Here is a 25283-nt window from a genome sequence, read left to right on the forward strand (position 1 = left end):
TCTTGTTTTGTCTACAATTAACAAAGCTAGCTGAAACGAGAAACAGCTATATTCGACAAACTCTTTATCGATTCGGCAGCTTTGCCAGTTCGTCAATCATATAGTCCATAACAGCATTCCGTGGCCGCGCCGTTAGCCAACTTATTTCAGTCGCCCACTGGTTAGGGCGCTTTGATGCCGTGGGTGAAATGTACATTTTATCCAGTTCACCTGCTTCGATCTCTTTTAAGCAAAGAAACTCTGGCAGCATCGCCCATGCCTCAGTGTGTTTTATCAGTTCAATCGAGTTGCGCAGGTTATTGCTGTAAATAGTGCGTGAGCTGAGGTTGTGAGTATCTTCTTGAGCGGTCTGCTTCATGAATAATGCCGATACCTGTAGCATTCCCCTCACTTGCTCTAGCGAGACCAACTTCTCTTTACAATCTAGCTGTGGTGAAGCCACCATCACCACATTAAATGAGTAACCGTCAGCCACTGTTAACTCGTGGTGCCCTCTGAACAATGCAATGCCAAAGCCCATATCTGCCTGTTCATTTAGTACATGACTGCGCACTTGCATTGGGTCTACCGCAATGATTTTGAATTCAATTGATGGAAACTTGTTAACCAACTTGGCGCATGTTTTGGCGACATCCGCTCCCATCAGGTCGCTATCTACAGCAATGGTAAACGTGGATGGTAATCCCTCTAACAAGCTATTGGCTTTCACATCTAACAAATCACATTCTCTGAGCACCGACCGGGCATAACGATACATCTCAGTCCCTTTTGGCGTGATCTCCAATGAGCGAGGCTTGCGCACGAATAGCTCCATGCCTAGCTCAGCTTCTAGGTTTGCTATCAAGCCGCTGACGGTTGAGGTGTGCTTGCCCAACTTAATGCTGGCTTGCTTAAAGCTGCCTTTATCGACTGTTTCAACAAAAGCGCTGAGTTGTTCTAGTGTCATTGCCATATTTTTAGCTCTTAAAATCCAATCACGATGAATCTAGCATAACATAAGGGAGGGTTTATGCCGCTCTTGGTGCTGTTAAGGTTCTAATTCCAAAGTTACATAATGAACTCATCGATTGGCAAGGCAGTTAATAAAAAGCGTTTTGCTAATCCCCAGATTTCAAAATTGACTATGTAATGGCTAGAGGAAGAATCTTATGAAAAACTTCAAACTTAATAAATTAGCAATCGCAGCTATCGCAGTTGCTTCAATCGCATCAGTATCTGCGGCAAACGCATGTTCACGTCTTATTATGGACGGTGGTGAAACTCACGGTGTAACGGTTGCACGTTCATTTGACTGGGGCGGCAGCGAGCTACAATCTATCGCTAAAGCTTACCCTGCAGGTGTTGCTGTTGAAGCATACAAAGTACCAGAGTACAAGAACCCAGCAAGCTGGACGGTAAAACACCACACAGTTGATTACGTTGAAGTTGAAACCTTCCACGGTACTTCCGGTGAAGCCATCAACGATAAAGGTCTTTCAGCATCACTGCTTTATCAAAACCCTTCTGTAGAGTTTGTAAAAGATGCAGCAGATAACGGTGCGCCAACAGTTCATATGTCGCAAATCGTTAACTTCTTGGTGACGCAATTCGCCACTGTTGATGAAGCCGTTAATGCGTTTGAAGCGGGCGAGTTCCAAACAGCATGGAAAACCGGTATTGGCGGGCACCAGCATGGCTTCCACTTCTCTGTGCAAGATAAGTCTGGCGATATCGCGTTATTCCAATTGAATGAAGGCGGTAAAATGGTGGTTCACCGTGGTGACATCAACAGCGACCTGCGCGTAATGGCTAACATGCCGCTTCGCCAAGATATCCTAGAGCATGCGAAAAAATTCGACTTGAACAAAGCAGAAGAGCTACCAAGTGATATCAGCTCGCCATCTCGCTATATTCGTGGCTACCATGCAACTACTCACGCTAAGTTAGACCCTAAAGCTGACTGGGTTGATACTCGCGGTAAAATGAAAGGTATCTTCGACTTTGGTAACAAGGTTCCTCAAGACTTGATTGACCCAACAAACGGTGAGTCATACGCAACTTGGGAAACCTACATCTATAACCTAGAAACAGGTGATACCACTTACTACAACGAAGGTAATGGTTCGCAAATCAACATTAACTTTGCTCAAACAAAAGCCTTTACTGAGCCAATGTGCGCAGACATGTTTAAGCAAGCTCGCGCTGGTGAGAAAATCTCTTGGGGTGAATGTAAGTAAGTTGGAGTATTAATACCTCTACCAATAAAAAAGCTCGCGCAAATGCGCGAGCTTTTTATTTTTAAAGACCTTTACTGCTTACTTTGCAAAGTGGTTAACCAGTGCATGCAGGCCGTTTAGATCGTAACGCTCTTGTGCCGGAGTCACTGATTTAGGTTGAGAAGATTGTTTACGTCGCCAGCCAATCACAGCACTGCAGTTGGACATCTTCATTCTGTTTAAAAGTGTTTTTGTGAGGTGCGCTTGTTATAGATCAAGTGCCCATACTTGCCCAATGAGATCCTGACCAAAGCTATGGTGAGGCTCTTCTTTGATGAGCTTAAAGCCTGCAGCTTCGTAGATTTTGCGAGCCGAGTGCAAGACAGAGTTAGTCCAAAGCTCAATACGTTGATAGCCCTTAGTGCGTGAGAAGCTAATACACTCATCTACCAATTTCTGGCCCAAGCCTAGCCCGCGCGCTGCTTGCTCTACATACAGAAGTCGTAGTTTTGCGGTCGTATCGCTTTCACGGACAATGAACACTGAGCCGACAACTTCGCCATTCATTTCCGCTATCCAGCAGCGTTCATATTCTGGATTAAAGTTGACGACAAAGTTGCCGACAATTTGACTTACCAATGCTTCAAATTTCCAATCCCATTGATATTCATTGTTATATAACAATCCCTGTCTGTGGGTTATCCAACCCATGTCTCCAGGTTTGGGTTCACGCAAGCTATATTCTCGTTTGCTTGGTTGCTCTCCTAGCATGCGACGAACTTTCCTAAGGGCAGATACCAACTCAGATCGCTCTTGGCGAGATAAAGTGGAGATCAGCTCACCTATTTCTCGTGAAGATGCACTATCTAACTGGTCAAAAATTGCCTTGCCAGAGTCAGATAGAGATAACACTATTCGTTTCTTATTTTTTGCATCTGGGGCTTTATTTATCAAACCTTGTTGGCTAAGTGCCGAAATCATTCTGCTCAAATAACCTCTATCTATAGATAGTCGTTCAATTAAATCCGCAGCGGCTAAATTTTCGTTGTTTGCCAGTTCAAAAAGAATTCTGACTTGTACTAATGGGAAGTTAGAGGCTAACAACCCCTCATCTAATGCACCGACTAACTTAGTGTGAAATCTATTAAAGCTTCGAACTTCATATACAGTTTTGTCTAAATTTGTCATTAATTTCCCTCCCATTAGTATGTTGCTTTTGTCAACATACGTGTTCATGTTGACAAAAGCAACATGTTAGTTTTTCTAAAATTGAGTCAAGGGCCATAGTTTGCGGTTATCTTCTATTTTTATCCCGCACGTACTAAGCATGCTGTTGATACTTTGTATACGCAGCGCAGTTGGACTCCCTTTTAGGTTGTCAATGCTCCCTTGGTGTCATCGAATAGAGGGGGCGTCGATTGGTAAGGCGTTAAATTAAAAGCGCTTTTATAATGCTTGGATTGTTAATACTTCCACCAATAAAAAAGCTCGCGCATTGGCGCGAGCTTTTTACTTTTAAGACCTTTACTACTTACTTGGCAAAGTGGTTAACCAGTGCACGTAGGCCGTTTAGGTCGTAACGCTCTTGTGCCGGAGTCACTGATTTAGGTTGAGAAGATTGCTTAACAATGGCTACGTCGCGCTCAACATCGATGTAAATCCATTGGCCGTGAATACCAATCGCCATAAATGCTTCTGCGCCTTCTTCATGGCTCACCCACCATTGACCTCGGTAGCTCCATTCACCTGCAGGCATGTTGTTGCTTGCATCTGGGCCTTTTCCGAATGCTTCAGTGCTACCACCTGCTGCTAGTTGGTCGATAACCGCTTTTGGCACCACTTGCTCACCATTAAATTGACCATCGTTTAGCATCATTGCGGCAAACTTAGCTAGGTTGTCTGGGCTAGCATTTAAGCCGCCACCTGCTACTGCCAAACCAACTGGGTCAACTAATACATAAGTGTCACCGGTTGTGCCTAGCTTAGCCCATAGGTCGTCTTGAACGAAGTCGGCAAAGGTTGCGCCAGTTGCATTGCCCGTAACCCAGTTTAGCGCGTCAGTTTTTGGTGTTTGGTAGTGGAAAATTTCACCATGTTCTAGTCCTTTTTCCAGCTTAATGTCTTGCAAGAAACCATACATGTTATTTGGGTATGATTTACCTTCTTGCTTAGGTAGCCAGCCAAGCACTGCGCCGTATCGTGCAACGTCTGCTTCAGGGTCGGCGTAGTCTTCGTTGTAGTTCATCGAGTTGGTCATATCCATCACTTGTTGAACGGTTGCGCCACCAAAAGCACGGTCTTCGGCTAATTCTGGTACGTACTTAGATACCTTGTCGTTAGGGTTAATCTTACCTTCTTCAACAGCCATCATTGCCGCTAGACCACCGAATGACTTAGTCACTGACATCATTTGGTGTGGTTGGTCTTTGGTCATGCCGTTGCGGTAGTTCTCATAAACAACCTTGCCGCCGTGTACCACGATGATTGAGTCGCCCCAGGTCTCATCCATGAACTGGTCGAAGGTGCGTGCTTCACCGTCTGCGTTGTTCACTTTGATGTTTTCAACTGAGTTGTCGATAGCACGCTCAAGTTCAATAGCTTGCTTAGCAGGTGCAACATCAGTTGATGCGAAGAACTCGCGCATATGTTGGTATGCATAACGGTTGTATGGCACACCAAAGATGGCATTTTTAGCAGTCACTTGCTTATCGTCAGGAACAACGATGCCACTAACTGGCTGCATGATGCCAAGCTCTTCATAAGATTTGTATTTGTCTGCACCTTCTAAATCCAGTGCAGAAGCGCTCATTGTGATTGATGCGATGACTAGTGCAAGTAGTGTCTTTTTCATGGGATGTACCTTCTGTCGGTTAAATTCGGTAGTGGTTAAATCAAGTTCGCCACTGGGTTATCGTTTTGCTATGGCTCTATTAAACGATAAGTCCGACATGGGTGCGTGTAAGAACCTTTAACCCAAGGTTTAAGGTTTGTAGGATAGGGGGGTCTTGGTCTTTTTCTAAGGAGGTTAGTTGCTTTAAAGGATAGAGAATTTAGGTGTGGTGATAGGGAGTGTCACCAAACTCAAACATGCACCAAAACTGTGTTACATGTCGCAAGATAATAGCTGTTAAGTATGGTTATTGTTAGCTTAATTGCTAACCCGAAGGTTCCTCCGTTGATAGAAAGCAAATCTTGACAAAGCTCAAGTACTAGCGAAGCGCCAATGAGTTAAACTACGCCACTTTATTCGGTATCCCACTATGTAAGGCGGTGACGTAGAATGATTCAGTGGACGCTTAACACAAATCCTATTGCTCGGCTGTTTAAGAAGCAGCGAATTGTAGAGATCAGCGAAGCAGGTATCAGTACCAACCAAGGTGATGAGCACAGTTGCTTCAAATGGGAAGATGTGGATAGCGCCCCAACTCTGAAGACTTCAATCACTGGTGGTTGTTTAAGTTTTAGCGTAAAAGGTAAGCCTTATCGCTTTTCTATGCTTAGCTATTTCCTCCCCTTCAAGTATCCGCACCGTTTCTTTCCTCAATGGGCTAACCAGAACGCACAGCATATAGCTGAGTTCTTAGGTTCGGTGGAAAATAAATGCCAATCTAGATTTCTTCGTGACTCAGCCATATGGGGCATCCAGAGCTTTGCCAAAGCAGAATACAAACGTTGGCGAGGTTGGAACAAGGCTTCGGGGCTATCCGACTTCGCAAGAAACACAGCATCTCAGCTAAGTCGAATTGCTAGTTGGAAACAAGCCGATATTGAGAATATCAGACGTGAGTATGTAGAGCGCGAGCTTAACACCTTTGATTCATTCTTCAGTAACGTGGAATCTAACCCGCTGACTGCTAAACAAAGAGTTGCGTGCATTACTGACAACGACAATAACCTTCTTTTAGCGGGAGCTGGCACAGGAAAGACCAGCGTTATGGTTGGCAAAACTGGCTATCTAGTGAAAAGTGGGCAAGCGCAACCAAACGATATTTTGATGCTGGCCTATGGCAGAATAGCTGCAGAAGAGATGGATGAGCGCATTAAGGAAAAACTTGGATTTGAAGATGTTAAAGCGAGCACGTTTCATAGCCTCGGCGTGAAGATAATCTCACAAGTTGAAGGCAAAGCACCGAGCTTATCACCCTTGGAAGGTGATATGCGGGCAAAAGTGAAGTGGATGAATGAAGCTATTGCCTCGCTGATGCAAAATACTAGTTATAAGAAAGCGTTACTCGATTATTTCAGTGCCTATTATTTCGTTGAAAAAGACCCGTTCGAGTTCAAAACTCAAGGCGAACACTTAAAATACCTCAACGATAACGATGTTCGCACGCTAAAGGGTGAACAAGTGAGGAGCTTTGGTGAGATGGTGATTGCCAACTGGCTTTATAGAAAAGGCATCAACTACCAGTATGAGGCTAAATATCGAATCGATGTTGCTACAGAGCAGTACCGACAATACGAACCCGACTTCTATCTGCCAGATTATGACATCTACATTGAGTATTACGGTACAGATGAGGACGGCAATCCTCCTCCATATATCGATAAAGAGAGATACCAACAAGGTATAGAGTGGAAGAGGAAGACGCATGCCAAGTATGGTACAGGGTATGTCGAGCTGTATTACCATCAACACCGCAATCGCTCGATGTTGGATGTATTGGAGCGTGAGTTAGTTGCTCGTGAAGTTAATACGAATCCGCTGCCTGATAATGAGTTATTGGATAACTTAGAGCAAACAGGACAAGTCACGGAGCTAGCACGCCTTTTAGGGTCGTTAGTTGACCTGTATAAAGCTGCTTGTCTTGATGATGCCGCTATTCAAAAAATCATAAAAAACTCTCTTGATCCAAAGCAGACTGCCAAGGCTTTGGAACTGTTGATGCCGCTGTATCTGCGCTACCAAGAATTTCTGACAGAAGAGAGAGTGATTGATTTTAACGATATGATTTCAAAAGCTTTGTCGTATGTCGAAACAGGTCAGTTCCAATCCCCTTGGAGTTACATACTCGTCGATGAGTTTCAAGATATCTCAGAGCCTAGGGCGAGGCTTGTTAAGGCACTTCGAGACAATAAAGAAAACTCATCGCTGTTCTGTGTGGGTGATGATTGGCAGGCAATTTATCGCTTTAGTGGCGCAGATGTTCGTCTAACGACAGACTTTGAAAATTACTTCGGCGCAACGTCTAAAACGACGCTTGATAAGACGTTCAGATTTAATAGTTCTATTGGAGACGTGGCAACACGCTTTGTTACGCAGAACCCTGTTCAGCTTAAAAAAGAGATAAAGTCTCTAGTTCAGGTTAGCAACCCAGCAGTGAGCATCATTAGACAAGGAGCTGAAGAGCAAGGGATGACGCCACTGGATAAAGCGTTAACGTCCATTGCTAACAGCGTCGTTGAATCTAGTTCGCCAAACAAAAACAAAGTCTATTTGCTGGCAAGGTTTTGGTATCAAATGCCAGATGCTAATTATCTACAGTGGCTCAGACAGCGTTATCACATGTTGGACATTGAGAATCAGTCGTTCCACGCATCTAAAGGTAAAGAGGCGGACTACGTTGTGGTTATGGGGCTAACGACAGGTAAACACGGTTTCCCTTCTGAGAAGCAAACTCCCGCGCTTATTAATGCGTTGCTTCCTCAAGGTGATACGTTTGAACATGCAGAAGAGCGTCGATTATTCTATGTAGCTATAACCCGCGCTAAACACAGAGCATACTTACTCGCGGACATGACCGATGTAAGTAACTTTGTTACTGAGCTTATTGAAGGCGATTATCCAGTTGAGACTAATGAGTTTGAAGTTTCCCTAACACAACTTAAGGTAGATAAAACAGTTTGTCACTCTTGTAGGGTGGGAGTTCTTAAGCCTCGTGTTAGTCAATACGGCAAGTTTATGTCTTGTACGCTTTATCCACGTTGTAAGCATAAAGAAACTCCGTGTGATAAGTGCGGTAGTCCTATGAGTCATGACATTAAAGATGGTTATCAAGTTTGCATTAACTCTAGCTGTGAACATGAGCGTCCAGTGTGTTTAAACTGCGGTAGTGAGATGAAATTGAGGCGGGGTAAGTATGGCACTTTTTGGGGATGTTCGACTTACCGTAGAAACTTTGAAAATAATTGTTCCTACAAGATTAACGCCGCTTAGATAGTTAAATCCAATTTCCTACTTCGAAAGTCAGAAGCAAAGCTCGTTTATGTCCAAGGGCGGCTTTAGAAAAGCAGTACAATCGTCCAATAAAAAGCTCGCGCAAAATGCGCGAGCTTTTCAGTGTTTGATTGCTATGGGTTAATGCCTGGCTATTAGCACATAGCTCTTAACACACATCCCCTAGCGCATAGTCACAAACTCTTCTGCCCCAGTTGGGTGAATGGCGACTACTGCATCAAATTGTGCTTTGGTTGCGCCCATTTTCATTGCTACACCAAAGCCTTGGAGGATTTCATCCATACCAAAACCGATACCGTGAATACCCACAACCACTTCATTATCACCTGCGCACACTAGTTTCATTTTGCATGCTTGACGGTGTGCCGTTACTGCGGTGTACATTGAGGTGAAGGTTGAGGTGTACACTTTAACCTTGTCTTCGCCATATTGTTCAATGGCTTCTGGCTCAGTTAAGCCCATGGTGCCAATGGCAGGGTGGCTAAATACTACAGTTGGGATCAGTGAGTAATCCATTTTTGCATCTGGCATGTTGCCAAATAAGCGCTCTGATAACAGTCGGCCAGCTTTAACTGCAACTGGGGTGAGTTCAACACCGCCTTTCATGATATCGCCAACACAGTAAATTCCTTTCGCTGTGGTGTTTTGCTGTTCATCAACAATCACATAGCCTTTGTCATCTAACTGTACGTCAGTGTTCTCAATGCCAATGTTGCCCGTTGCTGGTGAGCGGCCGATTGCCCAAACTAGGGTATCAACTGTGATGCTTTCACCGTTTTCAAGCTCAAGGGTCAGGCTGCCATCATCATTTTTGACAACTTGTTTTGGAATGCTGTGCGTGTGCAGTGTTGGGCCATCTGTTGCCATCGCCTCGACCAAGGCATCAGTTAAGATTGGGTCGAAGTTACGTAGCGGCGCATGTTTACGCACAAGTAGGTGAGTTTCGCTACCTAGGGCATGCATGACACCGGCAAGCTCAACGGCAATATAGCCTGCACCGACAACGGCGACTCGTTTTGGCTGCTCGCGCAGCTCAAAGAAACCGTTTGAGTCAATACCATGCTCGGCACCTGGGATGTTTGGAATCGTTGGCGCGCCGCCAGTGGCGATAAGAATATGGTCTGCAGTGTACTGTTCGCCATTAACTTCAATGGTGTTGTTGTTTACGAACTTGCCGTAGCCGTTAAGCAGGGTAACTTTGTTGCTTTCAAAACCACGACCATAAGCTTGGTGAATGCGACCAATATAGGCTTCGCGGCTTTCAACCAGTTTGTTCCAGTCGAAGTTATTTACAGTGACATCAAAGCCGTAGTCTTTGGCGTAGAGGTTCATGGCTTCGGCAACGTGTGCGCCATACCACATGACTTTTTTAGGTACACAACCTACGTTTACACAGGTGCCGCCGACGTGCTGCGCTTCAATCAATAATACTTTCGCTCCGCGCATGGCTGCACGGTTTGCTGAGGCAATGCCGCCACTACCTGCACCTAGGGCGATATAGTCAAAATGTTGAGCCATGATAATCTCCGCTGTTAATCACTTAGTGATGTTTGTATGCACGCCATTGTAAGGGCTGATTAACATTCTCGCTAGAGGGGATTAACAAGTAGTAATGGTTGAGTTAGCGGCGATACTGACAGCGAGCGTGGTCGCTTTGCTCTGGCCCAGTGTCGCTGCACTTTAAGCAATTAAACTCTTGTTTGCGCACTGTAAATTCATTGCGGTAATGATCGCCATGACTATCGCTTCTGCGGTGAAGCTTATCGCCTAGATACTTAAGGCGGTTTGCCAGCCAGCGACAGCTTGGGTTATTGGCTACATAGCTAGTACTAGATTTCGCTTTATCTTTAGCTTTAGCACGGCTTGCTGAAGATTGGGGCTGATTAAGATTACGTACTCTTGGGTTGGCGAGATAGTCGTCGGCGTCAAACTCAAGGCTAGATTGGGTTTGTTCTGGTATTGCGATTGGTTCACCTTGAGCATTGGTAACTGTGCCTAGGGCGAGCTTATCTTTTGTGCCCAGGCTAGTGTTTAAATCAGTAGATGCTTTCGATGCCTGAATTAGCTGACTTAAATCATCAGCGTGGATAGCCGTTACTGGCGTTATTAATAAGCACGTAGCCAACAATTGAGCTGCTAGCTTGGCCTTGAGACGGGGGAATCTACAACCGATAGAAACATGAGTTGTGTTATCACTGGTGGAATAGACACTTTTCGCTGACATAAGCACTCCTTGCTCGTTAAGCTGCATCCTGCAGAGGGCTTTAAGTGTAGCTCAGCTGTGTGGACTTGCCAGTTGCGGGCATTGGCGACAAATACCTCTTGTTAAATTCCGCTGGCTTATATAAGTGAGGTTGAGCGCTAACAGTCAGTCAGCGTTACCAAGTCATGTTGATGCTAAAACCCGCAAAGGTTTCATTGAGCTTGATGTCACTGTCATCAGCATATTCACGTTTAATATCTTCTTGCGCTATGGTGCGACTAATATGCCCGTTAATAGCTATGCTATCGCTAATGGCGTACTCTAGCTCAGCGCCAAATTGGAAATGATTAGGGCCGTTGTAGTGTTCAGTTGCGTACTGAAAGTCAAAACCTTGAATCGCATAAGGCGAGATGGTGAGTTGTTCAGTGGCCTGCCAATGGTGCTGCAAACTAACTTCAACAAAGTAACCGGCATTTTCAGTTGAATACGTGTATTCAACGCTAGGTTCAATCCACTTGCTGCCAGTATAGGTTGCGCTGGCAAATAGCTCATTGTCGGACTCACGCTCATCACCATAAACCTCGACCCTTTGGTAGCCAACACTGGCTTCAATATCAGCACCTAGCTCAATGGCATACTCAAAACCCAGTTGCCATTCAATATAGTGCTGTTGATCGGCGCGGCCGACTAGCGCATATGTGGTGAGCTTGCCGTCTTGCGCTGACAACATGCCCCAGCTAATGCCACCATCTTCAAGGTTATTGCGCCCCTCGCTAATGTATTTAGACTCGTAACCTAGGTCGATGCTTACTGCTACAGAACTAGTTTCAACTGCATTGGCTTCAACAGCATTAGTTTCATCCGCATCAGCAGCTTGTGCGTGTGCAATAGGTAGCAGCGTTGCGGTTAGCGCTGCAAAACTGAGAGTTAGCCATGATGAGTTGCTGGTCATCGCTTTACCTTAGGTTGTTGGTGCCAATTGATATATGCAGATGTTCTGGGCGTAGGTTTTCTGTGATTCGATCTTCTGTGAATAGATAGACTCTGCATAAACAATTTCGCCCAAATTAACTGCGTTGAAATACGCGGCGGCAATAATAGTTGAATATCGTCAATATCAACGGATTTTTTGCTCATTTTGCGAGCGAGGTGTTAAATTTTGTATCCCTAGGCTGGGCTTGTAGCCGACTTGTTATACCCATGCTTCAAGCTCTGCTCACTTGCGAGATTTGGATAGCAGCTAAATCGATTAGATTAAGTTGAAAAATCACTTGGCAGCCCTCATGTATTAAGCATTAAGCTAGCATTTACATGAGTTGGCACCTTTTACATATTCATCAAGGGAATCTTATGAGCAATCCACTGCTAAGCGGCAGCGAGTTACCGCAGTTTTCAAAAATCAAACCTGAGCATATTCAAGTTGCTGTTGAGCAAGCGATTGCCAACTGTCGTCAAGCCATTGATGACCTACTCGCCAAAAACACCACCTACACCTGGGACAACCTTATTGCTCCGCTGGAAGAAGTGGATGACGAGTTAAGCAAAATTTGGTCGCCTGTATCGCATATGAATTCAGTGGTTAGTAACGATGAATGGCGTGAAGCCCACGATGCTTGCCTGCCTTTGCTATCTGATTACGGTACTTATGTGGGTCAGCACCAGGGTTTATATGAAGCGTATAAATCTATTAAAGACTCAGCGGAATTTGCCAACCTAACTCAAGCGCAAAAAATGGTCATCGAGCAAAGCCTGCGTGACTTTGAGCTATCGGGTATCGGTTTAGCCGATGAGCAAAAAGCGCGTTACGGTGAAATTGTGAAGCGTCTATCAGAGTTAACCAGTGGTTTCTCTAACCAGCTGTTAGATGCCACTCAGGCGTGGACTAAACTTATTACCGATGAAGCTGACCTAGCTGGCTTACCAGAATCAGCTATTGCTGCTGCAAAAGCTATGGCAGAAGCGACTGAACAGACCGGTTGGTTATTCACGTTAGACTTCCCATCTTACCTACCTGTGATGACTCACAGCGACAAGCGCGAGCTGCGTGAAGAGTGTTACCGCGCCTTTGTGACTCGTGCCTCTGATCAAGGCCCAAATGCCGGTGAGTTTGATAACTCAGCCAATATGGATGAAATTGTCGCCCTGCGTCATGAGCTAGCTAATCTGCTTGGTTTTGACAGCTATGCTGATAAGTCTCTTGCGACCAAGATGGCAGAGTCGCCAGCGCAGGTGTTAGGCTTCTTGAACGAGTTAGGTGAGCGCTCAAAAGCACAAGGTGAAGCTGAACTTGCTGAGCTAAAAGCGTTTGCTAAAGAGCACTACAAGGTTGATGAATTAGCCTCTTGGGATTTGAGCTACTACGCAGAAAAACTGCAACAGCATAAGTATCAAGTGTCGCAAGAAATCCTTCGCCCTTATTTCCCAGAGGATAAAGTGCTATCTGGCCTGTTCTACACAGTTAACCGCTTGTTTGGCCTAAATATTAAAGAAGAAACTGAGTTCGATAAGTGGCACGATGATGTACGCTTCTTCCATATTTTTGATGTGCAAGATGTACACCGTGGTAGCTTCTACCTTGACCTATACGCTCGCACTGGCAAGCGTGGTGGTGCCTGGATGGATGATTGCCGTGGTCGCCGCGTCACCTCAACTGGCCTGCAAAAGCCAGTGGCGTACCTGACATGTAACTTCAACAGCCCAGTTGGTGATAAGCCAGCGCTATTTACCCACGATGAAGTGACCACTTTATTCCATGAGTTTGGTCATGGTATTCACCACATGCTGACTAAAGTTGATGTAGGTGGCGTATCTGGTATTAACGGTGTGCCTTGGGATGCCGTTGAGCTGCCAAGTCAGTTCATGGAAAACTGGTGTTGGGCTGAAGAAGCGCTAGCTGAAATTTCAGGTCATTATGAAACTGGTGAGCCATTGCCAAAAGAGCTGTTAGACAAGATGTTGGCTGCAAAGAACTTCCAGTCGGGCATGATGATGTTACGTCAGCTTGAGTTCTCGCTATTTGATTTCCGTATGCACCATGAGTTTGACGCTGCCAAAGGCGCTAACGTGCAGGGCATTTTAGATGAAGTACGTAGCCAAATTGCAGTGATGACACCGCCAAGCTTCAACCGCTTCCAACACGGTTTTGCACATATTTTTGCTGGTGGTTACGCTGCAGGTTACTACAGCTACAAGTGGGCTGAAGTGTTGTCAGCCGATGCGTTCTCACGTTTTGAAGACGAAGGCATCTTTAATGAGAAAACGGGTCAAGACTTCCTAGAGAACGTGCTGGAAATGGGCGGAAGTGAAGAGCCGATGGAACTATTCAAGCGCTTTATGGGACGCGAACCAAGCATCGATGCGCTGCTTCGCCATAGTGGGATAGCAGCATAGTCTGACGCTTTAACAACGTAATAAAACCGGCTTTTTAGTCGGTTTTTTTATGGGAGATAGATACTAGTTGGCTACAACTTTAGTTTGGTTTTGTTATCGAAAAACGATAATTAGTTGTCGAGAAAGAGTGGTCTTGTTAGCTTGAGCTTATTCATATTAGCTAGTGCTAAATCTTTAAAGCTCACAGAGGCATACATGGAACGGATCACTCGCCTAAGTCGTTGGATAAATATTTTATTGTTATTGCTGGCAACGCTGCATCTTGCTAGCTACATCACGGTAGTGACCCTAGGAGAGGCGGTCAGTGGCCAGTCTGGTGGCGTTGAATATCAGTTTACCCTTAGCTGGTGGGGATGGTTTGAAAGTTATCTACGTGTTGATTTCTCACCGTCTTGGCAAGCGCTGGTGGCAGATATTAACGCGCAGGGTTTTCATGCAGGATTGCTTGTAGGCGCTGTTGAGGTGCTGCCATATCTGTTTATCTATGGGCTACTCGCACGCTTGTTTAGTTTATACAGCCGGGGTGAAGTGTTTAGCCGTGCGAACTTTACCTGCTTTACCCGTATCGCCTACGTGTTTTTTGCCTGGGTGCTGTTAAGTCTTTTCTATCCGCTGTTGCTGGTGGTTTTTCTCAGGTTATTTGCTGGTGCAGAGCCGTTGTCGATATATCTTTCTATTGGTAGTGATGAAATCAAACTCGCCTTAGTTGGGCTGATTTTCTACTGCGTGGGCTATGTGATGCAACAGGCTCATGAGTTAGACGCTGAAGCGCAGTTAACGATTTAACGGGCTAAGGTGAGCAATATGGCAATCATCATAGAATTAGATGTCATGCTGGCAAAACGCAAAATGAAGTCGACTGAGCTGGCTGAAAAAGTGGGGATTACCCCACAAAATTTATCCGTGTTGCGCAGTGGCCGCGCGAAAGCGATTCGCTTTTCTACTCTGGATGCCATTTGCCAGCACCTGCAATGTCAGCCAGGCGATATTCTTCGCTATCAATCTAATATCTCAATCTTAGATAATAACTAATGGAGCTATCTATGACCGTATGGAAGCGCAAGGCAAATCAATCAATTGCTCAAGCCGTGTTGGGCGCCGCTTTAATGGCTTTACTTGCAGGCTGTACCTTGAAAATCGACGAGCAGCAATTTATTGCTCGTAGTGATGGGCATACGGCTTACACCCAAGAGTTTGTTGGCAAACTCACTCACGCAATGGCGCCAAGTAAGGTATCTCAAATCGCCTTCACCACAGCAGATAAGGTCAATTTAAAAGGCTTTTACATCGACAACCCTAACAGCGAAACCATGTTGGTGTTCTTTCAAGGTAATGGCATGAAGGTAGAGCCTCATAGCTTGTCAGTGCTGAGTAAGCTCGCCGAGCTACAAACCGACATTGTGGTGATTGACCGCCGCGGTTTAGGGGCAAGTGAAGGCTCACCTACTATTGATAATTTACTCAGCGACGCACAGGCGCAGCTTGCATACCTGCAGCAAACATATCAGCCAAAGCAGTTGGTGTTACATGGTTATTCGCTGGGTAGTTTTATTGCTGGGCAGCTGGCTAAGTCTAATCAAATTGATGCTTTGGTGATGCATGGCTCTGCAACCAATGTTGATGATTGGGTAGATGAGAAAACGCCTTGGTATATGCCGTTTGTGGATATCGAGGTGGTAGGTAACTTTAGACAAGTCGATAACCAACAAGTCCTTGCCAAGTATTATAAAGGTCCGTTATTGGTTATTGGCGGCGAGAATGATGATATGGTGCCAGTAGAGCTATCAAACAAGCTGTATCAAGCGAGTCAGTCATCCAATAAAGAGCTGATTATTGTGCCAGATGCGACTCATACTAATATGCTCGATGACGAGCAAACCATGGCTAAGTATCAGGCGTTTTTGCAGACGCTGTAATGATGTTAGTATTCACGACTTTTTGAGAGGATGGTTTGAACAACTTTCGCTATTTTGCTGCTCAGTACTTAAATGATTGGATGTATTGGGATAAGCCTTTTTGTGAGCGAGTGGCATCTAAGGATGCTAATGTGGCCCGAGAAGGTTATTTGCACGCTGCTAAATATTACAAAGTGGTGAGGAATTTCGGCAGAATAGATGAGCCGCAGCGCTTGTATTACTTGCAGCAGATGCTTGATTCTGTAGAGCTTCCTCGACAGGAAACGGCGGCAGACCTAGTGACTGAACTCGCTAAGCAGTGTGAAGCTGTATATGGCACCTATGCAGTGTCAGCCGCATCAAAGCTGTTGTGGCTGAAGTATAAAAGCCCAGTAATTATTTATGACAGTCGGGCACTTAGTTGGTTAAAGAAACAGGGGCATAAGCTCGTCCCAAGCGACTACCGCAATTATTGTGACGCTTGGTTAACCGAGTTTGATAAAGTGTCGCCGACGATTGCCCAGTGCAGCACTGAGTTAGTTGAGGTAAAACGATTTACTCACGCAAGTGAGTTAACAGATACAGAGATTGCAAAGTTGACGTCACAAGTCTGGTTCCATGAGCGCGTTTTTGATAAATGCCTCTGGTTTAATGCTTGAAAAACATTCCCAACACTAAAAAGCGCAAACATTCAGTTTGCGCTTTTTAGTTTGTAGCTGCAGAGCTTTAGCTAAGCTAACTTTAACTCAAATTGTTGGCGGTAAAGCACCATATCTTCAATGGTCAGCACTGGCATATTGTGCGTTAAGCCAAACTCGATGATCTCAGGCGTTTTGGCCATGGTGCCATCTTCATTGGTTAGTTCACAAAGTACGCCTGCTGGCTGCAAACCTGCCATCTGCATCAAATCAACCGTGCCTTCAGTGTGACCGCGGCGAGTCATGACTCCGCCTTTACGGGCGCGCAGTGGAAATACATGGCCTGGGCGGGCAAGGTCGGTTGGCTTTGCATCTGGGTTGATTGCGGTTTTAATCGTGGTTACGCGGTCTGCGGCTGACACGCCAGTAGTCACGCCAACTTTGGCTTCAATTGATACAGTAAACGCAGTTTGATTAGCGCTGTTGTTATTCTCAACCATTGGTGGCAATTCTAGTTTGCTGGCTTGCTCGTCGGTTAAGCACAAGCACACAATGCCGCTGCACTCGCGGATCATCAGCGCCATTTGTTTTGCCGTGAGGTGCTCTGCGCTATAGATGATGTCGCCTTCGTTCTCGCGATCTTCATCGTCTAGCAGTAACACGCCGTTACCTTGCTTAAGTGCGGCAAGGGCTTTTTCAACGCGTTCAATTGGGTCGCCAAAAGGCGCAAGTAGTGATAACTGATCCATGGTTTACTCCAAAAAATATCAAGGATCAGGGCTTTGGAAAGTGGCCTACAGGCCATAGCAAGCGCACTAACAGCGTGGGCTGCTAGTGGTTTTCTATTCTCTTTCATCCGGACTATAACCGTCGGCTCTGGAATATCCCTCAATGTTGGAGGAAGGCACCAGATCTGCTGACCTCGACGTATCGAGCGCTCGCGGGCTGATTATGTGGCAATGCCTGACATAAATTACCGCCGGTGGGGAATTTCGCCCCGCCCTGAGAATTACCCCTAATGGCTTATCCATTAGGCGCACTAATGCTAATGCTTCTGACTGAGAAAAAACACCCGTATCTATCACATTCTTTAATGTTATTAGTGCAACAGATTTAAACTCTTGCTCGCTGGTATGACCTTTGTTAGCCTTGTGCGCTTGACTTAAGGAGTAGTAGTCATGAACTTGTATTTTCGCCTGATTTGGCTGTTTCTGTGGCGTATTCATCGCACTAAACGTATTGGTTTTTTAGATGTAAGCCGTATTAGCTTTCGCGCCTTGCCGCTTGATTGCGACATCAATATGCACCTCACCAACTCGCGTTACCCAGCATTTATGGATTTAGCGCGCACCCATATGATTGCTGAAATGGGCTTTATGAAACGCTTTTTACGCTTGGGTTGGCTGCCGATTGTTAATGCTTCTGAATTCACTTTTATCCGTGATATTAAGCCAATGGAAAAGTTTGAAATTGAGACCAAGATAGTTGGTTGGGATCAAAAATACTTCTACATTGAGCATCGCTTTGTCACTAAACGTGGCTTGCACTGCATTGTGCATGTGCGCGGTGTGTTCTTGCATAAAGGCAAACAAGTGCCGATTGCAGAACTAGTGCGTGAAGCAGGTTTTGACGGTGAGCAACCACAAATGCCAGCAGAAGTGGTGAAGTGGAAAGAATTCCTACAGCTTAAAAAAGAGCAAAATCTCGCACCTAAATTACAATCTGTACCTGAGCAAGCTGTCGAGCAAGCAAAGAGAGTCGCCTAGGTTCGATAAGCTTAGATAGCAGATACCATTAAATATTGTGGAGCACAAAGTGGCTAAGTTAGAAAAGTTCTCGTCTATTTATCAACGTGCTTGCGAGCGTAAAGGCGGGCCTGATGCGGTTGAATTATTGTTGCCAGACACACTGAGCGCCGCGCAAATAAGCGAGTACAGCGACGCTGAGTTACTATCTGTAATGAGTAAGCGGGTATTTCAAAGCGGCTTTGTGTGGCGAGTGGTTGAGAACAAATGGCCTGAGTATGAGAAAGCCTTTTTCGACTTTGATCCTTTTAAAGTATTGATGTTGTCGCCAGAGCAGATTCAAGATCGCGCAACTAACCCAACGCTTATTCGCCACCAAAAGAAAACTCAGGCGATTGTTGATAACGCTTATATGGTGCAGCAAATGACCCGTGAACACGGCAGTTTTGCTGAGTTTATTGCTCACTGGCCGAGCGATGATATTGTGGGTTTATGGCAAATTCTAAAGCAAAAAGGCGCGCGTTTGGGCGGTAATACAGGGCCGTATTTTTTACGCTCGATAGGTAAAGATACCTTTTTGTTATCGCAAGATGTGCAAGCTTATTTAAAAGCCAATAAGTTAGTCGATAGTGGTTTTACGTCGAAATCAGGGCTTAAGCAAACCCAGCAAGTATTCAATGAGTATCAACAGCAAACCGGTTTAAAACTTGCCGAGATCAGCAAAATCATTTCGCTGAGCGTGGGTGATAACCACATGTAATTCACTGGAATTGACGTTATTACTGGCAGAAAGCAGCTTATTATTGCGAACCCAGGTCGGTGACGTAAGCGATTGAGAACCATCCTTGGTGTCAGAGAATCCCTTAACTGACAAACTTGCTTGAATAAACCGCACTGTTACTGTCTCTGGGCTGGTAAAAGTGCTGCAAGGCAAAGTTTGTTCAAGAAAATACCTCACTAGCATGAGGTATTTTTTTGGCTATTTAGCTATAAAACTAATTAGCTTATCTGCTTAGAAGCGGTAACCAACAGTGAACATCCAAGTGCTCATGTCTTTGTCGCTAAGTGATGTCTTAACGTTTCTGATGCTTTCTTCTTCAAATCCATCTGCACTCATATAAGCGCCTGTAAAGTTAGCTGTAGCTTGGCGGTCGCTGCGGTGGAAAGTGTAGTGTAAGTTGAAGTTCCAACCGTTGTCTAAGTGGTAGCCTAAACCAACCATTGGGCGAACCAAAGATTCACCTTTCACTGAAGATTGCAGCATACCACCTTCGTTGTTTGCAGTTGAGAATGGTGTTGGTGTCATTGCTTCCCAACCAAATGAGCCATTAGCTTTACGCTTAGAGATTTCAACACCAGCTTTAACCGCTAACTTACCTGCCGCAACGTCAAACTGGTAACCCGCGTAGATAGAGTGAGCAGAAAATTCGTCTTTACTGTTGGTGAATGCTTCTTGGCCGTCGTAGATGAATTCAGAAGACGTCTTCTCTGAAGTGCCAGTGTAGGTGTAACCCATAAGCACATCGCCATAGCCTGCTTCAACACCAGCAGCAAAGCTAGTACCAAATGCTTTGTTGTTAGAAGCACCAATCATTGGGTTGATGGTGAACTCGCTTGCAGAAACAGTTGAAGTTGCTAAAACAGCAGTAGCGATTGAAGCTAAGATGAACTTTTTCATTAAATAATCTCTCTGACTAGATTGTTGTTGCTCTTCATATGGCGCTTAGGCAATTCCATTGTTGAGCCATTTAAGTGTTTGATAAGTATGCCTTATCAAGAATGGATGAGAATGATAGTCAGAGATTCACCACTAAACTTCTTTAATGTGTTTTGTGAGTGTTACTAAAAGCGCTGTTGCAAACTTGTTGTAAACGGTAGGGGTGCTGTTACTGGTTGTTGTTGATTGTTTGCGCGGTGGTGGAATGCTTTGAATTTGTATTGAATGGGAGGCGGTGTTAACAGTCCCTTGACAACTTTTAAGGCTGCTCAGCCTATTTGGGTGGACTGGCTATCATTGAGAGCGATAACCAGTCAACCTTCATTTTGTAGAATCAGTAGTTATTTGCTGTTTAAATTAAAGCTGCCATTTGTTCTGATATACAAGGTGGTAGCAACCTCGGTTTGCAGCTGGTGGCTGAACTCGCCATTTGAGCTAACATAGCTCCCAGGTTTTAGGTTAATACTAGGTTGCTCTTTAGATTGATAGTCAAGTTCACCGGCAATCACCACGGTGCGAAATTCATCAGCCGTTACCTTTAGCTCGCCATCAAATTTGGCTGGCAGCTTGATCATGGCGCCGCCCATTTCACCTATTTTGGTACTGCCCCAAAGATAAGTAACCTGAGCGTTAGACTGATTTACAGCCGTTGCATCAGTTGGTGCTAACCACACCATATTGCTTGAGTGTTGGTTAATCGGGCGCTCACCATTGTCAAAATGCTCACTACTTGGTTGCACAAGGTAAGGGCCACTATCGATTTCTAAATAGATAAGGTTTGTTTGACCATCTGCCGCTGTAATGTGGTTTTCACCCGCTGGTTGAGTCCAAAATGAGCCGGTTGGTAGCCACATTTTTTCTGCACTCGGATCGTCGTTATGCATTAGACCGTCTATCACAACACCGCGGTATGAGATGTTGTGGATGTGCGGTGGTGATGAAAAGCCTTTTTTAAAGCGCACTAACATGCCAGTTGCGGTATTTTTAGTACGGTCGCCCCACAGGTCGGCCGCTCCCGGACTCTTGTCGCCTCTTAGTGGGTTTAAGTAACCCCAGTTTATGTCGCTGGCGCTTACCAGGTGAGATTGCTTGTCGGCTGCATAGGCTCCAGTGATGGTCACTGTAGCTGCAATGGTGCTGGTTGCTAGTAATGCCAAAGCGAGTAGAGATTTAGACGAGTCCATAAAAGCGTGATCCTATATTCTTCGAGTGTTGGTCATTGTAATGATAGTGCAGTGTTGAAAAAGAGCCTTGATAAAGAAAGACTTTCAACAAAATCTATATAAAACTAGGGCCTAGGAAGATAGAGCGACCAATTGTTCTGATAGTTGAATTGCATTACGACCTGATGCTTTGGCTTGATATAGCCTTTGGTCTGCAAGGTTGATAAGTGTGTCCAGCTGCAGCTCGCTGTTAGCCTCGCGCATGACCACGCCGCTACTGAAGTTGATATCTTGGTCGTTTGGCACGCCAATTAATGCTTGCTGGTTAAGCGCTTGATGGATCCGCTTGAGTACAGCAACAGCATGCCCCTCATTTGCCTGATCTAGCAAAATAAGCCACTCTTCACCGCCATAACGCCCAAAAGTGTCGCTTTTGCGCAGTGTTTGTTTGCAGGCGTTGGCAAAGGCTATCAGCACTTCATCGCCAGTGTCATGACCAAAGCTGTCATTGATTTGTTTAAAGTTATCTAAGTCGACCAAAATAATGGTGGCAGCACTTTGACTGTTGGCACAAATTAGTTGCCCCGCATTGATAACAGCTCTTCGGTTAGCAGCGGATGTGAGCGGGTCTTTCATCGCTAGATCGCGATAGAATTGACGATGTTTGAACTGCCTAAATAGTAGCAACGCACCCCCTAAAATGGCGAGTATTAAGTACAAGCGTTGGTTACTTTGGCTGTCGAGTTGCAGCTGTTTTAGCTGTAAGTCTTTTTTCAGCAGCTCGTTGTTTTGCTGAGCCATTTCAGTGTCAAATCGTACTTTAAGGGTTTGTAGCTTCTTCTTTTTTTCGTGCTCGTATACTGCTAACTCTTGCTCGTAATAACTTTCCATTTTGTTATATGCCTGTTGGTACTCACCCATGGCATAGGCGTTTTTGGCTTGTCGTCGCAGTAGCTTAAGCGAAGCGTTTTGAGCGTTAAGTTGACTGGCGAGTTGCTCAAGCTCAGGCAATAAAGCCTGAGCTTGCGCTATGTTGCCGGCCGCAAAATGACTGTCAAATAAACCTAGTGTGGCGCTATAGATATCTCGATTTACCCCTGTGCCAAGAAAGGCCTCGCGAGTTTCGCTATAAAGTTTTATCGCTTGCTCATAATCACCTTGTAAACGGGCAACGCTGCCGAGTCCGGCTTTGGCAAGTAAAACACCAATTTCATCGTCGATACTACGGCTGAGGCTGAAAGACTCAGCCAATGCTTGTTCTGCTAATTCGAGTTTGTTTAAGTGGCTGTATGTGATCCCCAGGTTATAGGCGATGACGGCACTACTAAATTCGTCTTTCAGCTGCTTTTTGATTGCTAAGGCTTGTTTAAAGTAGTCAATCGCCGCTAGGTCGTCGCCAAGGTAGTTGTAGAGGTTTGCCAATGAGTTAAGCACATCACTTAAATTAACCTGATCATCTAGCTCAAAGAAAATATTGTAGGCTTGCTGCATGTTTTTCAGCGATTGATCTAGCTGGTTGTGAGCATACTGGCGCTCGGCTACCGACAGATAAATTTTCCCAGCCAGGTGCCGATTACTTAACGTGGGTGCGATTTCCAGTAGTAGTTGTTTTTGTTGCTCGACCTCTTCTGAATATCCAACTGAATCACTTATGCGTTGCTGAGCGAGCTGCATCCTGATATTGAGCTCTTGAAAGTGTTGAGATTCAGTAATGGGCAAGTAGTGGTTAATTTGGGTATTTGCCTCTTCAACACGCTCCATATATGCAAGCATTTCAACTTGCACCGTTGCAGCCATCACTTCATTTTTTAGCCACTGATTATGCTGAGCAAGGCGAATGAGCTGCTCGGTTTCGGTAATGATGTCGTTAGGAGCTAATGCTTGGTCTTGTGCTAGGTATTCAATACGCTGAAGCATAGTTAGTTGGGTGACATTGCCTGCTGCAATTTCGGCTTCATCAATGATGTTACTGGGCTTGGCTACAGTTGCAAAGCTGGTTGTTAACATCACGGTTGTGATGAACAAGCGAGTATAGAATGCAAGGTGAGGTGGCATGCAGGTTAAGCCTTGAAATCTGTCCGTATCAGTACACCAGTGTCTAGACTGGTTAATTAAGCGCCACACGTTACCTTGTTAGCCTAGTTTATTCAACGCGTTTTAATGCAAAATTTACGATTATTTAATCTGTGTAACAGTTTGATACTTAAACGTTTGTTTCTGTGGTGATAGGTCTGTTAGCTTCAATTAGCTTTGATAGATTTTAACAACCTGGTCGGTCAGGCCAATAGCATTACGTCCCGATTGTTTGGCTTGATATAAACGTTCGTCTGCGAGGTTAATTAGCGTGTCTAGTCGGTGGGACTCGTGAGCAGGGTTGACTGCAACGCCACAACTAAAGTTAATGACTTTATCCTTTGGATAACCGTTGAGAGCCTGTTTGTTTAGGGTATTGTGAATTCGGCGCATTACGGCAATTACATCTTGCTCGCTGGCACGGTCAAGCAACAGTAACCATTCTTCGCCGCCGTAACGACCAAATTCATCATGTTTACGCATGGTTTGTCTGCAGGCGTGGGCAAATGCAATCAGTACTTCGTCGCCAGTGTCATGGCCATAGGTGTCGTTGATCGATTTAAAGTTATCTAAGTCGACCAATACAACTGTCGTGGAGTTAGTCTCGCAAGCACACTTTTGTTTGCCTGAACTAATAATCGCCCGGCGGTTTGCCGCAGATGTGAGCGAATCTTTCATCGCAAGGTTTCGATAGAACTGGCGATTTCTAAATTGATAAAACAGCATAATACCACCAACTAATACTGCCAATATCAGCACGAGGCGTTGGTTACTTTGTTGCTCAATTTGAAGCTGTTTTACCTGATTTTGTTTCTGCAGTAGTTGGTTTTGTTGTTGGGCTATTTCGGTATCAAAACGCACTTTTAACTGTTGAATATTGCCTTGCTTTTCCTGCTCATACTTATCTACGGTTTGCTCATGAAAGCTAAGTAGTTTGATATAAGCTTGTTCGAAGTCACCCTTTATTGCGGCGTTGTCAGCCTCACGTTTGCTCACTTTTGCATAGAAGTCATCTAAATCGAGTTGTTGCGCTAACTGTTGTAAATCCTCTAATTGTTCCCGTGCGCGCTGATATTGCTGAGTTTGGTAGAAAGCATCATGAAGTCCAAGTGTTGCTTGAAAACAACCTCTGGCTACACCAATTTGCTCAAAGCTCGATTTGGCGATGGAGAATAGTTCAATAGCTTTAGCTGTTTTCCCCTGCTTGAGTGCAATCCCGGCAATTCCCATTTGAGCAAGCGCTGTGCCGACATCATCCTTTGTTTTTTCAGTGAGCTCTATCGTTAAAGCTAGCGTTTGTTTGGCTAGATCAAATTGCCTATCTTGGGAGTAGGTTGTGCCTAGGTTATAGGCGATAACTGCAGTGCTGTAGTCGTCTTTTAGTTCTTGCTTCATCGCGAGAGCTTGCTGGTAATAACTAATCGCAGATTGTCTATCACCTAGGGCGTTATATAAGTTGGCGAGTGCATTTAAGGTGTCACTGAGTTTTACTTTGTGATCTGATGCTGCAAATAGCTGATAGGCTTTTTGCATATAGGTAAGCGATTCGCCAAAGTCGCGTTGGGCGTATTGGTATTCAGCAATACTGAGATAGACACGCCCAATTTGCGTTTGATCTGAAATTGTGGGGATTAAATCTAATAAGTGCTGAATTTGCTGCAGGGCTTCATCTGACTGTCCCATGGCGTCACTTGCCGTTAGGTAGGCTAAACGCAGGCGAATCTCTGTGGATTTATAGTGATTGGTTTGGGCTATCGGTAAGTAGCGATTAATTAGCGATAAGGCCTCTGGAATGTCTTCCATATAGCTCAGCATCGAGGCTTTTGCTGCTGCAGCCATTACCTCGTTTTTGAGCCAGTTTTTCTGTTTAGAAAGTTGCAATAGCTGCTCGGCTTCTTTGGCAATATCTGCTGGCAGCATGGTGTGATCTTCGGCGATATATAAGATACGCTCGGCAACATTTTTCTCTGTCGCGGTCGCTTCGGTAACTGAGTTTGGGGTGATATTTACCGAGGTGTATTTCATACGAGCAGCTGCATTGTCAGTCGCTATAGCCGTGTTGCTAACAAGCAACAATAGTAGCGTA

At 45.0% G+C, this 25283-nt stretch carries 21 protein-coding genes and 1 riboswitch; of the genes, 9 read left to right on the forward strand and 12 right to left on the reverse strand.

All coding sequences use genetic code 11. The features are described 5' to 3' along the window. Positions 1 to 64: 64 nt before the first annotated feature. Positions 65 to 952 (reverse strand): LysR family transcriptional regulator, encoded by an 888-nt coding sequence (locus G3R49_RS00245; protein ID WP_167868270.1) that lies wholly within the window; start codon positions 950 to 952, stop codon positions 65 to 67. Between the two features lie 196 nt (positions 953 to 1148). Here G3R49_RS00245 and G3R49_RS00250 point away from each other — a divergent pair, with 196 nt between their 5' ends. Then, the gene (locus G3R49_RS00250; RefSeq protein WP_130599391.1) at positions 1149 to 2216 is read left to right on the forward strand and encodes a linear amide C-N hydrolase; all 1068 of its coding nucleotides are present in this window, start codon (positions 1149 to 1151) and stop codon (positions 2214 to 2216) included. Positions 2217 to 2294: 78 nt separating this feature from the next. Here G3R49_RS00250 and G3R49_RS20210 read toward each other — a convergent pair whose 3' ends face one another. The 3 genes from G3R49_RS20210 to G3R49_RS00260 form a co-directional block, all read right to left on the reverse strand. Then, positions 2295 to 2423 (reverse strand): hypothetical protein, encoded by a 129-nt coding sequence (locus tag G3R49_RS20210; RefSeq protein ID WP_280954580.1) that lies wholly within the window; start codon positions 2421 to 2423, stop codon positions 2295 to 2297. Positions 2424 to 2462: 39 nt separating this feature from the next. Next, positions 2463 to 3383 (reverse strand): bifunctional helix-turn-helix transcriptional regulator/GNAT family N-acetyltransferase, encoded by a 921-nt coding sequence (locus G3R49_RS00255; RefSeq protein ID WP_167868271.1) that lies wholly within the window; start codon positions 3381 to 3383, stop codon positions 2463 to 2465. Between the two features lie 343 nt (positions 3384 to 3726). Next, a complete protein-coding gene (locus tag G3R49_RS00260) occupies positions 3727 to 5046 on the reverse strand; it encodes a serine hydrolase (protein ID WP_167868272.1) in 1320 nt (439 codons plus the stop codon). A gap of 429 nt (positions 5047 to 5475) precedes the next feature. Here G3R49_RS00260 and G3R49_RS00265 point away from each other — a divergent pair, with 429 nt between their 5' ends. Beyond that, a complete protein-coding gene (locus G3R49_RS00265; RefSeq protein WP_167868273.1) occupies positions 5476 to 8352 on the forward strand; it encodes a UvrD-helicase domain-containing protein in 2877 nt (958 codons plus the stop codon). 183 nt (positions 8353 to 8535) lie between these two features. On the opposite strand, the gene gorA is transcribed toward G3R49_RS00265, so the two are convergent. The 3 genes from gorA to G3R49_RS00280 all read right to left on the reverse strand — a co-directional run bounded on the left by gorA (position 8536) and on the right by G3R49_RS00280 (position 11528). Further along, on the reverse strand, positions 8536 to 9891 hold the full coding sequence (gorA, locus tag G3R49_RS00270; protein WP_167868274.1) for a glutathione-disulfide reductase: 1356 nt from the start codon (positions 9889 to 9891) through the stop codon (positions 8536 to 8538). A gap of 103 nt (positions 9892 to 9994) precedes the next feature. Beyond that, the gene (locus tag G3R49_RS00275; RefSeq protein ID WP_167868275.1) at positions 9995 to 10597 is read right to left on the reverse strand and encodes a hypothetical protein; all 603 of its coding nucleotides are present in this window, start codon (positions 10595 to 10597) and stop codon (positions 9995 to 9997) included. A gap of 154 nt (positions 10598 to 10751) precedes the next feature. After that, positions 10752 to 11528 (reverse strand): hypothetical protein, encoded by a 777-nt coding sequence (locus G3R49_RS00280; RefSeq protein WP_167868276.1) that lies wholly within the window; start codon positions 11526 to 11528, stop codon positions 10752 to 10754. Between the two features lie 398 nt (positions 11529 to 11926). Here G3R49_RS00280 and prlC point away from each other — a divergent pair, with 398 nt between their 5' ends. The 5 genes from prlC (at position 11927) to G3R49_RS00305 (ending at position 16520) form a co-directional block, all read left to right on the forward strand. Next, the gene (gene prlC, locus G3R49_RS00285) at positions 11927 to 13966 is read left to right on the forward strand and encodes an oligopeptidase A (RefSeq protein ID WP_167868277.1); all 2040 of its coding nucleotides are present in this window, start codon (positions 11927 to 11929) and stop codon (positions 13964 to 13966) included. 195 nt (positions 13967 to 14161) lie between these two features. Next, a complete protein-coding gene (locus G3R49_RS00290; RefSeq protein ID WP_167868278.1) occupies positions 14162 to 14752 on the forward strand; it encodes a DUF2975 domain-containing protein in 591 nt (196 codons plus the stop codon). An 18-nt stretch (positions 14753 to 14770) separates the two neighbouring features. After that, the gene (locus G3R49_RS00295; RefSeq protein ID WP_167868279.1) at positions 14771 to 14998 is read left to right on the forward strand and encodes a helix-turn-helix transcriptional regulator; all 228 of its coding nucleotides are present in this window, start codon (positions 14771 to 14773) and stop codon (positions 14996 to 14998) included. Positions 14999 to 15009: 11 nt separating this feature from the next. Continuing rightward, on the forward strand, positions 15010 to 15882 hold the full coding sequence (locus tag G3R49_RS00300; protein ID WP_167868280.1) for an alpha/beta hydrolase: 873 nt from the start codon (positions 15010 to 15012) through the stop codon (positions 15880 to 15882). 35 nt (positions 15883 to 15917) lie between these two features. Continuing rightward, on the forward strand, positions 15918 to 16520 hold the full coding sequence (locus G3R49_RS00305; protein ID WP_167868281.1) for a hypothetical protein: 603 nt from the start codon (positions 15918 to 15920) through the stop codon (positions 16518 to 16520). 71 nt (positions 16521 to 16591) lie between these two features. Here G3R49_RS00305 and ribB read toward each other — a convergent pair whose 3' ends face one another. Beyond that, entirely contained in the window at positions 16592 to 17248 is a 657-nt protein-coding gene (gene ribB / locus G3R49_RS00310) for a 3,4-dihydroxy-2-butanone-4-phosphate synthase (RefSeq protein WP_167868282.1), read from the reverse strand. A 91-nt stretch (positions 17249 to 17339) separates the two neighbouring features. Further along, a riboswitch (FMN riboswitch) is annotated at positions 17340 to 17513 on the reverse strand. Positions 17514 to 17677: 164 nt separating this feature from the next. Here ribB and G3R49_RS00315 point away from each other — a divergent pair. Next, positions 17678 to 18265 (forward strand): thioesterase family protein, encoded by a 588-nt coding sequence (locus tag G3R49_RS00315; protein WP_167868283.1) that lies wholly within the window; start codon positions 17678 to 17680, stop codon positions 18263 to 18265. 49 nt (positions 18266 to 18314) lie between these two features. Continuing rightward, on the forward strand, positions 18315 to 19004 hold the full coding sequence (locus tag G3R49_RS00320) for a DNA-3-methyladenine glycosylase I (RefSeq protein ID WP_167868284.1): 690 nt from the start codon (positions 18315 to 18317) through the stop codon (positions 19002 to 19004). A gap of 252 nt (positions 19005 to 19256) precedes the next feature. Here G3R49_RS00320 and G3R49_RS00325 read toward each other — a convergent pair whose 3' ends face one another. The 4 genes from G3R49_RS00325 to G3R49_RS00340 all read right to left on the reverse strand — a co-directional run bounded on the left by G3R49_RS00325 (position 19257) and on the right by G3R49_RS00340 (position 25222). Further along, on the reverse strand, positions 19257 to 19922 hold the full coding sequence (locus G3R49_RS00325) for an outer membrane beta-barrel protein (RefSeq protein ID WP_130599359.1): 666 nt from the start codon (positions 19920 to 19922) through the stop codon (positions 19257 to 19259). Positions 19923 to 20302: 380 nt separating this feature from the next. Next, a complete protein-coding gene (locus tag G3R49_RS00330) occupies positions 20303 to 21145 on the reverse strand; it encodes a DUF4437 domain-containing protein (protein ID WP_130599357.1) in 843 nt (280 codons plus the stop codon). A gap of 111 nt (positions 21146 to 21256) precedes the next feature. Then, on the reverse strand, positions 21257 to 23179 hold the full coding sequence (locus tag G3R49_RS00335) for a diguanylate cyclase (RefSeq protein ID WP_130599355.1): 1923 nt from the start codon (positions 23177 to 23179) through the stop codon (positions 21257 to 21259). Positions 23180 to 23368: 189 nt separating this feature from the next. Then, positions 23369 to 25222 carry a GGDEF domain-containing protein gene (locus G3R49_RS00340; RefSeq protein WP_167868285.1) on the reverse strand — a complete coding sequence of 618 codons (1854 nt, stop codon included), beginning with the start codon at positions 25220 to 25222 and terminating at the stop codon, positions 23369 to 23371. Between the last annotated feature and the right edge of the window lie 61 nt (positions 25223 to 25283).

It is taken from the genome of Shewanella sp. WXL01, assembly GCF_012263345.1.
In the GTDB taxonomy this organism is placed as follows: domain Bacteria; phylum Pseudomonadota; class Gammaproteobacteria; order Enterobacterales; family Shewanellaceae; genus Shewanella; species Shewanella maritima.

Excerpts from the sequence above, each read along its gene's own strand:
- G3R49_RS00295 (WP_167868279.1), top strand. The coding sequence starts at position 14,771 with ATGGCAATCATCATAGAATTAGATGTCATGCTGGCAAAACGCAAAATG.
- G3R49_RS00265 (WP_167868273.1), top strand. The coding sequence starts at position 5,476 with ATGATTCAGTGGACGCTTAACACAAATCCTATTGCTCGGCTGTTTAAG.
- G3R49_RS00260 (WP_167868272.1), bottom strand. The coding sequence starts at position 5,046 with ATGAAAAAGACACTACTTGCACTAGTCATCGCATCAATCACAATGAGC.
- G3R49_RS00255 (WP_167868271.1), bottom strand. The coding sequence starts at position 3,383 with ATGACAAATTTAGACAAAACTGTATATGAAGTTCGAAGCTTTAATAGA.
- G3R49_RS00250 (WP_130599391.1), top strand. The coding sequence starts at position 1,149 with ATGAAAAACTTCAAACTTAATAAATTAGCAATCGCAGCTATCGCAGTT.
- G3R49_RS00275 (WP_167868275.1), bottom strand. The coding sequence starts at position 10,597 with ATGTCAGCGAAAAGTGTCTATTCCACCAGTGATAACACAACTCATGTT.
- G3R49_RS20210 (WP_280954580.1), bottom strand. The coding sequence starts at position 2,423 with ATGTCCAACTGCAGTGCTGTGATTGGCTGGCGACGTAAACAATCTTCT.
- ribB (WP_167868282.1), bottom strand. The coding sequence starts at position 17,248 with ATGGATCAGTTATCACTACTTGCGCCTTTTGGCGACCCAATTGAACGC.
- G3R49_RS00335 (WP_130599355.1), bottom strand. The coding sequence starts at position 23,179 with ATGCCACCTCACCTTGCATTCTATACTCGCTTGTTCATCACAACCGTG.
- prlC (WP_167868277.1), top strand. The coding sequence starts at position 11,927 with ATGAGCAATCCACTGCTAAGCGGCAGCGAGTTACCGCAGTTTTCAAAA.
- G3R49_RS00325 (WP_130599359.1), bottom strand. The coding sequence starts at position 19,922 with ATGAAAAAGTTCATCTTAGCTTCAATCGCTACTGCTGTTTTAGCAACT.
- G3R49_RS00300 (WP_167868280.1), top strand. The coding sequence starts at position 15,010 with ATGACCGTATGGAAGCGCAAGGCAAATCAATCAATTGCTCAAGCCGTG.
- gorA (WP_167868274.1), bottom strand. The coding sequence starts at position 9,891 with ATGGCTCAACATTTTGACTATATCGCCCTAGGTGCAGGTAGTGGCGGC.
- G3R49_RS00315 (WP_167868283.1), top strand. The coding sequence starts at position 17,678 with ATGAACTTGTATTTTCGCCTGATTTGGCTGTTTCTGTGGCGTATTCAT.
- G3R49_RS00330 (WP_130599357.1), bottom strand. The coding sequence starts at position 21,145 with ATGGACTCGTCTAAATCTCTACTCGCTTTGGCATTACTAGCAACCAGC.
- G3R49_RS00340 (WP_167868285.1), bottom strand. The coding sequence starts at position 25,222 with ATGAAATACACCTCGGTAAATATCACCCCAAACTCAGTTACCGAAGCG.
- G3R49_RS00290 (WP_167868278.1), top strand. The coding sequence starts at position 14,162 with ATGGAACGGATCACTCGCCTAAGTCGTTGGATAAATATTTTATTGTTA.
- G3R49_RS00245 (WP_167868270.1), bottom strand. The coding sequence starts at position 952 with ATGGCAATGACACTAGAACAACTCAGCGCTTTTGTTGAAACAGTCGAT.
- G3R49_RS00280 (WP_167868276.1), bottom strand. The coding sequence starts at position 11,528 with ATGACCAGCAACTCATCATGGCTAACTCTCAGTTTTGCAGCGCTAACC.